The sequence below is a fragment of the Chryseobacterium kimseyorum genome, assembly GCF_025971945.1.
In the GTDB taxonomy this organism is placed as follows: Bacteria; Bacteroidota; Bacteroidia; order Flavobacteriales; family Weeksellaceae; genus Chryseobacterium; species Chryseobacterium kimseyorum.
In genome coordinates this window covers 129,851-141,233 of record NZ_JAPDHW010000008.1, presented here as the reverse complement: position 1 = coordinate 141,233, position 11,383 = coordinate 129,851, and the positions used below count along the sequence as shown (strand labels likewise).

Below are 11,383 nucleotides of genomic sequence, written 5' to 3'. Positions count from 1 at the left end.
GGCGGAATTTTCGGGTGTACGTATTGAAATTTTCCTGTTCGTTATGTTTCAAAAGTCTTTCTTTCGGATATTTAGTATATCCGACGTAGAATTTATCAGCAGATTCTGAAAAGAGAATATAGATATAATACATAACTAAAAACCACAATCATGATAGCTTGCGGTTTTTGCTTCTCCTCGTAGGATCGAACCAAGGACCTCTCTGATTAATCGCGAATATTCGGGACTCTAACCAACGGTGCTAAAATTCCTGAGAGTTGTGAGTTTTCGTCACAAAGCATTTCTATAAATTTTGTTGATTTCTGTTTTTTAATGAAGCGCTCAATCTGTATTGCGAGATTTTTATCTGTGGATGCCTCAAAAAGCGCGACCATTTTCCAGGGGCGGAATTTTCGGGTGTACGTATTGAAATTTTCCTGTTCGTTATGTTTCAAAAGTCTTTCTTTCGGATATTTAGTATATCCGACGTAGAATTTATCAGCAGATTCTGAAAAGAGAATATAAATATAATACATAACAAAAAAGACCTACACTAATGTAAGTCTTTTTGCTCCTCCTCTTGGGCTCGAACCAAGGACCCTCTGATTAACAGTCAGATGCTCTAACCAACTGAGCTAAGGAGGAATGTTCCTCTTTTAAGGTGGTGCAAAGATAATATGAAAAATAATATCAAGCAAATATTTTTTCATCAAAATTACCCGAAAACTGCTATCAGATTATTTTTCAGGAATTTAAATTTTAAAATAAATTGAAATAGAATAGTATTAAAATCAAAAAAGACCTACAGTAATGTAAGTCTTTTTTGCTCCTCCTCTTGGGCTCGAACCAAGGACCCTCTGATTAACAGTCAGATGCTCTAACCAACTGAGCTAAGGAGGAATGTCCCTATTTTTAGGTGGTGCAAATATAGGACTGATATTTAAACCACACAAGTTTTTTAATAATTTTTTTAAAGAAAATTAAAATCCTCCTGTTACCATTTTGAAAATATCACTTCCGAAAATCAGTAACATTAAGCCTAACAGGAAGATAACACCAACCATCTGCGCATTTTCTAAAATCTTCTGTGGAACAGGTTTTCCGACAATCATTTCATATAAAGTAAAAATAACGTGTCCACCATCCAATCCAGGAATAGGAATCAAGTTTAAGAATGCCAACCATACAGAAAACATTGCAGTGAAACTCCAGAAGGCAGTCCAGTCGATAGAAACGCTTCCGTCTCTTGCTTTATCCACAGGCATATTTTTAATAATTGCCAATGGTCCGCCAACCTTTTTATAACCCTGAACTTTTTTGTTAAAGATTAATTTAAACTGTTTTACCTGATACGTTAGACTTTCAATACTTCTTGTGAAGCCTCTGCCAATTGATTCTCCAAAAGAGAAATGTTTAGTCTCGTAAAATTTAGTCATCTGTTTGTAAGAAGAAACACCTATAGTGCCATCCTTAGAGACTTCTAAAACCAAAGGCTGCGTAGTGCCGGCTCTTAAAACTTCTACATTAATATTTTTTCCTGCGTTCTTCGTGATTTCACCTGTCAGTTCGTCGTAATAATTTATTTTATGCTGATTAACAGAAACGATTTGATCACCTACTTTCAGACCTGCAGCAGCAGTTTTAGCATTTACAATCGTATCAATAACCGCAGGAAATCTTGGGGTAAGAAATGCTTTAGGGTTTTCGTCTCTGAAAGCCATTGCTTTTCCATCATCATTGGTAGGGAAGGTTACTTCTTTTCCGTTTCTCAAAACAGTGATTTCGTCACTCAAAAGTACGTCTAAAGCTAATTTGTCAAGGTTGTTCTGAGTTTTTCCGTCTACTTTTAAGATTTTATCTCCATCCTGAAAACCCATTCCTTTTGCTACGCTCGTGTAGTTCATCGGAGCGTCTACTTTCGCTGTGTCAAAAGATGTTTCTCCGTTAAAGAAAGAAAGACATCCGTAGATAATCCAAGCTAAAAAGAAGTTTACTGTAACTCCTCCAAGCATAATTATCAATCTCTGCCAAGCCGGTTTCGCTCTGAATTCCCAAGGCTGTGCGGGTTGCTTCAATTGCTCGGTATCCATACTTTCGTCTACCATTCCGGCGATTTTTACATACCCTCCGAAAGGAAGCCATCCGATACCATATTCAGTTTCACCGATTTTTTTCTTTGCTAAAGAAAACCATGGATCGAAGAACAGATAAAATTTTTCTACTTTGGTTTTGAAATATTTGGCGGGTAAGAAATGCCCAAGTTCGTGAAGAATTACTAAGATAGAGATGCTTAATATAAATTGAAAGATCTTAATTGCTAATTCCATTAATTGTTTTTAGATTTTAATTTGCAAAGGTAACAATAATCAAAAGGATGCCAAACAAAAAAGCTCCTCTTAATGAGAAGCTTTGTCATATATTCTGCCACTGTTTTTAGAAATTAAAAGAAACACCAAGGCTTCCATTATTTCCTACTTCAGCGAAAACTCCGAATTTGTCTGTGAAGAAATATCTTGCTCCAATATGAGCTCCGATTCCGAAGTCTCTTCCGAGAACTCCCAAATCAACACCCGGATAAATATCCAGTTGTTCAGGTAATTCTAATGCATCTCTAAGGTGAAAATTTACTCTACCAAAAATAAAAACTCTGTTGTCTTCATTATTATCCTTGTAGCCATCAAAATAGGCATTCGCACCTGCTCCCACTGAGATCAGCTGGTTCAGACCATAGTCGTAAGTAGCGGCAATTCCGGTCCCGTATCCCCAAGCATTTAAACCTAAATTTACTTTCTGATCTCCTTTTCCCGTGTAGGCTTGTGCACTCACTGTTGCTCCCGAAAGAACAAGCATCAGCATAAAAACCAATTTCTTCATAAATTTTATTTTAAATTATTACTAATGACAATTTGCAGCAAATATAAAACCGAAACCAATTAAAAGCTGTAATTTTATACAAGTTTCGAATATAGGAATATGAAATCGCCCCATTTAATTATATACAATTAATATATTTTTAATCAGGCGATCCCATAATGCAATTAAAAAAATAGAAATCTGCGTATGAAAATTATTGGATTAAATCAGGATATCATCTGGAAAAATAAAAGTGAAAACTTTAAATTAGTAGAAGATCAGCTTCAAAATCAGGAAGCAGATTTATTTCTTCTGCCTGAAATGTTCTCCACGGGTTTTTGTATGGATGCTGCTGAAGTTTCAGATAAAGATGAAGAATCTCTGGAGTTTTTAAAGAAAATTTCAAAAGAGAAAAATACTGCTTTCTCAGGAAGTGCTTCTGTAGAAGTTGATGGATTTTTTTTTAACAGAATGTATTTTGTGAAACCAGAAGGTGAAGTTACTTTTTACGATAAAAGACATTTGTTTTCGTTCTCGGGAGAAGATAAAATTTATAAACCGGGAAAAGAAAGAGTGATTGTAGAATATCTTGGAATTCGTTTTCTGCTGCAGGTTTGCTATGATTTAAGATTTCCTGTATTTGCAAGAAATAATAATGATTATGATGCTATTTTATATGTTGCTAACTGGCCTGAAAAAAGAGTAGAGGCCTGGGAACATCTTTTAAAAGCGAGAGCAATTGAAAATTTATCTTATGTTTTTGGTTTAAACAGAATAGGAACCGATGGAAATGATCTTTTTTATCAGGAAAGTTCGCACTGTTTTTTTGCTGATGGAAAAGAGATTTCAGAGAAAAATAGAAATCTTGTTTCTGCGGAATTAAACTTGGAAGAATTAAACGATTTTAAAAATCACTTCCAGTTTCTGAATGACAGGGATGATTTTGAAATCAAATTGTAAAATAGGGATACCCCGCAAATTTCACATATTTTTGTTGCCATGAATGCACGAATAATTTAATCAATTTTTATTAAAACTATCTTTAATCAAATTCGTGTATTCGTGGCAAATTCTTTCCAAAGGTTTTGATCAGGATTTATCTGTGAAAATCCGTGAGATCTGTGGGCAAAAAATATTTTCACGCTTAATCTAAACCTAAACCTCAGCATCAGCCTAAATATACTGCTCCAAAAGCTGCGTCAGACGGTTTACATCATGCACGCCACTTTCTTTATACAGCAATTCTCCCTTTTTGAAAACCGCTAAAGTCGGAACGCCACGCACGCCATACTGGGAAGCAATTGCCGGGTATTGGTCAACGTCAATTTTAACAATTCTGGCACCTTCACCCACTTTTTCTTTCACAGTCGTTAAAACTGATGACTGCACTTTACAAGGCTGACACCATGTCGCGAAAAAGTCGATCAATACGGGTCTTTCTGATTCTATAAGTTCCTGAAATTTCTGTGACATAATAATTTCATTTAATATTTTACTTTAAATTCTGAATGGCTTTGATGTTGTCTAAAGTCTTACCATCATACAACTTCAATGCCGTTCTTTCTTAAGATTTCTACTGCATGGTCTGCCTGAATTCCTTTGTTGCAGAAAACGACTACTTTTTTACCTTTCAAAGATTCTGCTTTGTTCTGGATTTCCGCTAAAGGAATATTTATGGCGTCTTTTGCAGTTCCCTCTGCATACTGCTCCGGAATACGTACGTCAACCAAGATAGTTTCTCGATCTTTTACAAGTTCTATAATATTTGTTTTGGCAATGTTCTGTTGTGCGGGCGCAGTTTTGCAGGCATTCAGTGAGAAGAATGCAGCAAGAATAATTCCAAATAAAAAGGTTTTCATTTAAAGCGTTTTAGACTGACAGACAAAATCCGAAACCGGAAGTTTTTCTGTTTTTTTAATCCCATTAAATCCACCTTCAATTTCAGTGAAGTTTCTGATTCCGTGTGAGTTGAGAATGCTTGCGGCGATCATGCTTCGGTAACCTCCGGCACAATGCAAAAAGAAATGCTCAGAATCATCAACCGTTGAAACCCAGTCGCTGATTGTATCTAAAGGTCTGCTGTAGGCGTTGTCAATATGTTCGGCAGAATATTCTCCGATTTTTCTTACATCAATAATTTTTGAATGTTCATTAAACTGTTCTACAAATTCAGTCGGAGTAATTCTTTTCACTTCATCAATTTCCTTTGTAGAATTTTTCCATGAACTGAAGCCTCCTTTTAAATAGCCTACAACATTATCAAAACCAACTCTGCTTAATCTCGTAATCACTTCTTCTTCAGTTCCTTCGTCGGCAACCAAAAGCAGAGGGTGTTTTACATCGACGATTAAACTTCCAACCCATGGTGCAAAATCACCTTTCAAGCCAATGTTGATAGAGTTGGGAATAAATCCTTTATGAAAATCTGCAGGACCGCGCGTATCTAAAATCAAAGCTCCTGTTTCTTCGGCAAAGCTTTCAAAATCTTCAACAGAAATTGGGTTTAAACCTTTATCCATCACATCATCAAGGCTTTCATAGCCATTTTTATTCATCGCCACGTTCATTCCAAAATACTTTGGCGGAGCCGTCAAACCATCTAAGACTTCTTTAATGAAAGATTCTTTATCCGGCTGATTCAGTGCGTAGTTGGTTTTTCTCTGATTGCCCAGAATATCAACCGTTTCCTTCTGCATATTCTTTCCGCAAGCCGAACCTGCGCCATGGGCCGGGTAAACCGTAATGCTGTCATCAAGCGGTAAAATTTTGCTGTGCAGACTTTCATATAAAATTCCGGCAAGATCTTCCTGAGTCATTGTTCCTGCTTTTTGCGCAAGATCAGGACGGCCAACATCTCCCAAAAATAGAGTATCTCCTGTAAAAATTGCAGTTTCAACACCGTTTTCGTCGATCAGAAGGTAAGTTGTGCTTTCCATCGTGTGACCGGGAGTGTGAAGGGCTTTAATTTTTATATTTCCGATTTCGAAAATCTGATTGTCTTCTGCAATGATAGCCTCAAATTCAGGCTGTGCAGTCGGTCCGTAAACAATCGGTGCGTCTGTTTTTTTGCTTAAATCTAAATGTCCTGAGACAAAATCTGCGTGAAAATGAGTTTCAAATATATATTTTAAAGTCACGTTGTCTTTTTCAAGGCGGTCCAGGTACGGTTTTACTTCACGAAGCGGGTCTATGATTGCTGCTTCATTTCCTGATACGATGTAATATGCGCCCTGTGCCAAGCAACCTGTATATATTTGTTCAATTTTCATTGAGTTTTATTTAAGATAATTATAAGGTTACAAAGTAATGAATTAATTATAAAGAAATGATAATTCTGATTGATAGTTTCTTTCGATTGTAAAATTTTCATATTTTCAATTTATATGCAACTCATTAAACTTCAACGACTAAGCGTAAGATAGAAGTTGATAAAAATTGTAGACTGTTTTATATCATATTCAACTATATTCATTTTAAAATTAGATTATTAAGAAATTCACAAAATTGAAATGGCAGTTTTTACAAAAATAATTACCTTTAGATGTTAAAAATATCAAATGGCAGACAAAACAAAATTTATTGACGAACTTTCAAAAAGATACACTCCAAAGGGAGAACATATAATTCTGGGAAAAGGAATGCTGGACGGTGATGTGGTCACAGAAGTTAACGTTACCATTCCTCTCAAAACCATAAACCGTCACGGTCTGATTGCCGGAGCCACGGGAACCGGAAAAACAAAAACACTTCAGGTTTTCGCCGAGCAGCTTTCTCACGCAGGAATTCCTTCTTTGGTTCTGGATATTAAAGGTGATTTTTCAGGAATTGCCGAATCCGGACAAATGAATTCTATCATTGAAGAACGGTATGCGAAAACACAGTTGCCTTATAATCCGCAGGCTTTCCCAGTAGAATTGATGAGTATTTCAGGTGGGAAAGGTGTGAAATTGCGTGCTACAGTTACCGAATTTGGTCCTGTTTTATTAAGCAAAATTTTAGAACTAAATGATACGCAGCAAAGTATCATGTCAATTGTTTTTAAATATTGTGATGACAAAGGTTTGCCTTTAATTGATTTAAATGACTTAAAGAAAGTTCTTCAGTATGTAACCGACAATCCTCAGGGTAAAGCAGAATTGTCAGCAAATTACGGTTCAATTGCATCAGCGTCTTTGGGCGCCATTTTAAGATCAATCGTTGCACTGGAACAGCAGGGAGCTGCAGATTTCTTCGGAGAACTGAGCTTTGATGTTCATGATTTGCTTGAAACAAGAGATGGAAAAGGGGTTGTTAATATTTTAAGAGTTGCCGATATTCAAAATAAACCGCAGCTTTTCTCAACATTTATGCTTTCGCTTTTTGCTGAAATTTACATGACTTTCCCTGAAGAAGGCGACAGCGGAAAACCGAAATTGGTGCTGTTCATCGATGAAGCGCATTTGATTTTTGATGAATCTTCAAAAGCATTGGTTTCACAAATTGAAACGATGGTGAAGCTGATCCGTTCAAAAGGGGTTGGAATTTATTTTATTACTCAGATTCCTGGTGATGTTCCTGAAAATGTGCTTTCACAGTTAGGTTTAAAAATCCAGCATGCGCTGAGAGGTTTTACCGCAAAAGATAAAAAAGAAATTTCAAAAGCCGTTGAGAATTATCCAACCACAGAATTTTATAATGCCTCGGAATTAATTCAAAACCTAGGAATTGGTGAAGCTTTTGTCACCGCTTTGGATGAAAAAGGAATTCCAACGCCATTGGTTCATACATATCTGATTTCACCTGAATCCAGAATGGATGTTCTGAATGATGCTGAAGTTTCTGACTTAACTTCAAGATCAGCATTGGTTTCAAAATATGAAAAAGCAGTCGACAGCGAGTCTGCGTATGAAATTTTAGTAAAAAGAATGGAGCAGGCAGTTGAAAATTCAGCTCCAACTCAAAAAACAAAACCTATAAAAGAAGAACCGGGAATGTTTGAGCAGGTGTTAAAAAGCCGAGCAGGAAGAACTTTTGCCAATACTTTAATGCGTGAAGGCGCAAAAGCGATTTTAGGAATGTTTGGTTTGGGAGGAAGAAAAAGATAAGCAGCCATCTTTTGCAGTTTTTAGCGTAATTTGATTATTTTAGCAGAATTCCATATTGTGCTGAGATTTTTTGAGGTTCAGTTTTTGATAGAAATTCTAAGTTAGATAAGATAAAAATAAATGTATTCGATTATAGATATAGAAAGCAATGGTGCAGGTTTTAGAAAAGAATGCATTATCGATATCGCCATTTTTAAATATGATGGTCATAAAATTGTCGACCAATTTATTTCGCTTGTGAATCCTGAAAGTGATATTACTCCTTTTGTACAGAAATTAACGAATATCAGTCCGAAAATGGTGAAAACTGCCCCGAAATTTCACGAACTGGCTAAAAGGGTTGTGGAAATTACTGAAGGTACCACCTTAATTGGGCACAATATCGATTTCGATTACAGAATGCTGCGTCAGTCGTTTCAAAGGCTGGGTTATGATTTCAAAATCAATACATTAGATACTATTCCTTTAGCTAAGAAGCTTATTCCGAATGAAGTAAGTTATTCATTGGGGAAATTGGTGCGCTCATTGGGAATCCCTTTAGTCAATGCACATAGGGCGGAAGGTGATGCCAGAGCAACTTTGGAACTGTTTAAACTTTTGGTTTCAAAAGATACCGAAAATGAGATTATTCAGGAGCAGCATGATGAAACTAACGCTAAGAGTTACATCAACAAAATAAAGCTTTTAACACAAGATCTTCCTAGTGAAAAAGGTTTTGTTTACTTCCAGAATGAGTCCGGAAAAATTATCTTTTCAGATTATGTGCAGGATATCAACAGGTTTTCTAAAAAGCTTTTCAATTCTAAGTCGAAGAAATTTGAAGAGATTCAGAAAGAAGTCGAGCAGATTAATTTTGAACTGACAGGAACTGATATTATTGCCAAACTGATTCAGAATTCGAAAAACATAAAAAAGAGAGAAACGTTACCATATGGTCTATACAGCAGAAACAGTAAATACATTGTTGAAAAAAACACTTTAAACAAAACTGAAAAACCAATTCTGAAGTTCAGATCTTTCACTCAAGGTTCAAAAGCAGTTCAGTTTATCGGGAAGATTGAAGAATTTTCGGATGTAGAGGTTTTTAAGAAAAAAATAGATTTCAGAAAGAGAAATGAGCTTTGGCTTGGTTCAGGAAGAAGATTGGGTGAGAAACTATTCCTGATCGTCGAAAATGGGAAAGTAGTTTCTTACGGTTTTTATGAATTGTTTACCCAAATCCAGACTTTAAGTAAAATCTCAAAATTAAAAATCGATTTGCCGCTGCCTGCTTCAGACCTTACGAACGACTTGCAATTGTCTTTGCTTAAAGGTGATTTCGAGACTTTACCGTTACCGAAATAAAGATATATTTTACGATCGACTGTATTTTTATGTAGAAGAAAATCGATTTCAAATTCAATTTCTCAAAATAAATAGTATTTTTGCAAAAGAATAAAAATAAGCAATGCAGAATTTTAAACAAAAACAAACTGGAAAAAAGGGAGCTGTAAAGTTTTCAAAGGTTTGGAATACGTAAAAGAGTTGCCTTGCATAAAAAATAATTATTATGGCAGACTCTTTTCGAAGAATCTGCCTTTTTTTATGTTAAATTAAAATTATGAATCCGAAAGAATTATTAAAGATTGCCCAAGAATTTGGCACACCGGTGTATGTTTATGACGCTGAATCTATCAAAACTCAATACGAGAAACTTACATCTTCTTTTTTAAAACACACCAAGTTTTTTTATGCTGCTAAGGCTTTAACAAACATCAATATTTTAAAATACATAAAGAATCTGGGTGCTTCTTTGGATTGCGTATCAATAAGTGAAGTTAAATTAGGTCTGAAAGCCGGTTTTACTAAAGAAAGAATACTCTTTACGCCCAATTGTGTTGATCTTGCTGAAATTGAGGAGGCAATGCAGCACGGAGTTCACATCAACATCGACAACATCTCTATTCTTGAGCAGTTCGGAAATAAATACGGAAACACCTATCCAATTTTTGTAAGAATCAATCCGCATATTTATGCTGGTGGAAATCACAAAATTTCTACAGGACACATCGATTCAAAATTCGGAATTTCTATTCACCAGATGCGTCATATTGAACGTGTGATGAAAAGCACCAACCTGAATGTGGAAGGTCTTCATATGCACACCGGAAGTGAGATTAAAGATCCTGAAGTATTTTTGCAGGCTCTTGAAATTATGCTTGAATTATCTGAACATTTCCCAAATCTGAAATATCTTGACATGGGAAGCGGTTTCAAAATTCCTTATCAGGAAAGCGATATGGAAACTGATGTAAAAGCTTTAGGTAAAAAAGTGGAAAAAGCTATCGCAGAATTTTCTAAAGAAACCGGAAAGAAATTTGAACTTTGGTTTGAACCGGGAAAATTCCTTGTAGGAAAATGTGGTTATTTGCTGGTAAAGGCCAATGTTATCAAACAGACTACAGCTACGGTTTTTGTAGGCGTAAATTCAGGATTCAACCATTTGATCCGTCCGATGTTTTACGATTCTTACCATACCATTGAAAACTTATCAAACCCAAAAGGTGCCGAAAGAATTTATACCGTTGTAGGAAACATCTGTGAAACCGATACTTTTGCCTGGGACAGAAAACTGAATGAGGTGAGAGAAGGTGATGTCTTAGCTTTCCATACTGCAGGAGCTTACGGTTTTGAAATGAGTACAAATTTCAATTCGAGGTTAAAGCCGGCCGAAGTTCTGTTCTTAGATGGAAAAGCTCATTTGATTAGAAAAAGAGATGAATTTGAGGATCTTTTGAGAAACCAGATAGAAATTTTGTAAATTTCACCAAAAGGTGTATCTTTAGTAGACCAAAAAATTACATCATGAAAAAATTACTTTCAGTTTTAGCTATTGCTGTTTTCACATTTTCATTTTCTCAGACAAATGTAAGTGTAAAGTCTGATCAAAAACAGTTAGAAACATTATATACTGGGGGTCAGGTAAAGTTTAATAAAGATCTGCGAGATAATTTGGTACATACTGCAAATGCTTTTCAGGCGCTTGGAGATTTTAAACTGGATTTCATCGTAAATGAGGATGGAAAAATATCTGACATTAAACTTTTTCCGCAACTTTTTGACCAGGCGTTTGAAAGGGAGATAAAAAGGGATGTGAAGAGAATGACGAAACATTTTGCCAATAACACCAGCCAGAAAATTTCTGTGGCTTTGAGTTTTTCAAGAGATTACAGAGATAATGAAAATAATGGGGCATTACTAACAAATGATAATTACGCAACAGTTCATCAAAGCTATATTTGTAGAAATTAGAATAAATAATTATAAATCATACTCCGCATGAAATTGCGGAGTTTTTTTTGCTATGTACTGGAAAGAGAAATAAAGTTCACTCATTGTTTCTTTAAGAATCTTTAATTAACTAAATTTGATTTTTATATTGTCCGAATCACTGCGAGACAATTTAATTTCAAATTCTATTTTCATAG

12 protein-coding genes and 2 tRNA genes are annotated in these 11,383 nt (G+C 35.5%); 5 read left to right on the top strand and 9 right to left on the bottom strand.

The genetic code is table 11. The features are described from left to right. The 6 genes from OMO38_RS20320 to OMO38_RS12745 form a co-directional block, all read right to left on the bottom strand. Positions 1 to 133, bottom strand: a 133-nt coding sequence (locus tag OMO38_RS20320) for a GIY-YIG nuclease family protein (protein WP_406567327.1), incomplete at its 3' end; no start/stop codon positions are given. Between the two features lie 73 nt (positions 134 to 206). Beyond that, on the bottom strand, positions 207 to 515 hold the full coding sequence (locus tag OMO38_RS12765; RefSeq protein WP_264750560.1) for a GIY-YIG nuclease family protein: 309 nt from the start codon (positions 513 to 515) through the stop codon (positions 207 to 209). A gap of 35 nt (positions 516 to 550) precedes the next feature. After that, positions 551 to 624: transfer RNA gene (locus OMO38_RS12760), tRNA-Asn, on the bottom strand. Between the two features lie 181 nt (positions 625 to 805). Next, positions 806 to 879 (bottom strand) — tRNA-Asn (locus OMO38_RS12755). Positions 880 to 959: 80 nt separating this feature from the next. Further along, positions 960 to 2,306, bottom strand: a complete 1,347-nt coding sequence (gene rseP / locus OMO38_RS12750) for an RIP metalloprotease RseP (RefSeq protein WP_264750559.1) — start codon at positions 2,304 to 2,306, stop codon at positions 960 to 962. 106 nt (positions 2,307 to 2,412) lie between these two features. Further along, positions 2,413 to 2,853, bottom strand: a complete 441-nt coding sequence (locus tag OMO38_RS12745) for a DUF6646 family protein (RefSeq protein WP_264750558.1) — start codon at positions 2,851 to 2,853, stop codon at positions 2,413 to 2,415. Between the two features lie 186 nt (positions 2,854 to 3,039). Between OMO38_RS12745 and OMO38_RS12740 the strand changes: the two genes are divergently transcribed. After that, positions 3,040 to 3,792 (top strand): nitrilase-related carbon-nitrogen hydrolase, encoded by a 753-nt coding sequence (locus OMO38_RS12740; protein WP_264750557.1) that lies wholly within the window; start codon positions 3,040 to 3,042, stop codon positions 3,790 to 3,792. A 213-nt stretch (positions 3,793 to 4,005) separates the two neighbouring features. Here OMO38_RS12740 and OMO38_RS12735 read toward each other — a convergent pair whose 3' ends face one another. The 3 genes from OMO38_RS12735 to OMO38_RS12725 all read right to left on the bottom strand — a co-directional run bounded on the left by OMO38_RS12735 (position 4,006) and on the right by OMO38_RS12725 (position 6,101). Further along, positions 4,006 to 4,305, bottom strand: a complete 300-nt coding sequence (locus tag OMO38_RS12735) for a thioredoxin family protein (protein ID WP_056027470.1) — start codon at positions 4,303 to 4,305, stop codon at positions 4,006 to 4,008. Positions 4,306 to 4,370: 65 nt separating this feature from the next. Then, positions 4,371 to 4,691, bottom strand: a complete 321-nt coding sequence (locus OMO38_RS12730; RefSeq protein ID WP_264750556.1) for a rhodanese-like domain-containing protein — start codon at positions 4,689 to 4,691, stop codon at positions 4,371 to 4,373. Continuing rightward, complete coding sequence (locus OMO38_RS12725; protein WP_264750555.1) at positions 4,692 to 6,101, bottom strand: MBL fold metallo-hydrolase; 1,410 nt, start codon at positions 6,099 to 6,101, stop codon at positions 4,692 to 4,694. Between the two features lie 288 nt (positions 6,102 to 6,389). Between OMO38_RS12725 and OMO38_RS12720 the strand changes: the two genes are divergently transcribed. From OMO38_RS12720 to OMO38_RS12705, 4 genes are all read left to right on the top strand, one after another. Beyond that, positions 6,390 to 7,916: a DUF853 domain-containing protein gene (locus OMO38_RS12720; RefSeq protein WP_264750554.1), complete on the top strand. Its 1,527-nt coding sequence runs from the start codon at positions 6,390 to 6,392 to the stop codon at positions 7,914 to 7,916. Positions 7,917 to 8,036: 120 nt separating this feature from the next. Continuing rightward, complete coding sequence (locus tag OMO38_RS12715; RefSeq protein WP_264750553.1) at positions 8,037 to 9,260, top strand: 3'-5' exonuclease; 1,224 nt, start codon at positions 8,037 to 8,039, stop codon at positions 9,258 to 9,260. 256 nt (positions 9,261 to 9,516) lie between these two features. Continuing rightward, positions 9,517 to 10,716 (top strand): diaminopimelate decarboxylase, encoded by a 1,200-nt coding sequence (gene lysA / locus OMO38_RS12710; protein ID WP_264750552.1) that lies wholly within the window; start codon positions 9,517 to 9,519, stop codon positions 10,714 to 10,716. Positions 10,717 to 10,760: 44 nt separating this feature from the next. Further along, positions 10,761 to 11,207 (top strand): hypothetical protein, encoded by a 447-nt coding sequence (locus OMO38_RS12705; protein ID WP_264750551.1) that lies wholly within the window; start codon positions 10,761 to 10,763, stop codon positions 11,205 to 11,207. Positions 11,208 to 11,383 lie beyond the last annotated feature (176 nt).

Bases quoted from the DNA above. Each gene is read 5' to 3' on its own strand.
- rseP (WP_264750559.1), bottom strand. From the start codon at position 2,306: ATGGAATTAGCAATTAAGATCTTTCAATTTATATTAAGCATCTCTATC.
- OMO38_RS12730 (WP_264750556.1), bottom strand. From the start codon at position 4,691: ATGAAAACCTTTTTATTTGGAATTATTCTTGCTGCATTCTTCTCACTG.
- OMO38_RS12725 (WP_264750555.1), bottom strand. From the start codon at position 6,101: ATGAAAATTGAACAAATATATACAGGTTGCTTGGCACAGGGCGCATAT.
- OMO38_RS12740 (WP_264750557.1), top strand. From the start codon at position 3,040: ATGAAAATTATTGGATTAAATCAGGATATCATCTGGAAAAATAAAAGT.
- OMO38_RS12705 (WP_264750551.1), top strand. From the start codon at position 10,761: ATGAAAAAATTACTTTCAGTTTTAGCTATTGCTGTTTTCACATTTTCA.
- OMO38_RS12715 (WP_264750553.1), top strand. From the start codon at position 8,037: ATGTATTCGATTATAGATATAGAAAGCAATGGTGCAGGTTTTAGAAAA.
- lysA (WP_264750552.1), top strand. From the start codon at position 9,517: ATGAATCCGAAAGAATTATTAAAGATTGCCCAAGAATTTGGCACACCG.
- OMO38_RS12720 (WP_264750554.1), top strand. From the start codon at position 6,390: ATGGCAGACAAAACAAAATTTATTGACGAACTTTCAAAAAGATACACT.
- OMO38_RS12735 (WP_056027470.1), bottom strand. From the start codon at position 4,305: ATGTCACAGAAATTTCAGGAACTTATAGAATCAGAAAGACCCGTATTG.
- OMO38_RS12745 (WP_264750558.1), bottom strand. From the start codon at position 2,853: ATGAAGAAATTGGTTTTTATGCTGATGCTTGTTCTTTCGGGAGCAACA.
- OMO38_RS12765 (WP_264750560.1), bottom strand. From the start codon at position 515: ATGTATTATATTTATATTCTCTTTTCAGAATCTGCTGATAAATTCTAC.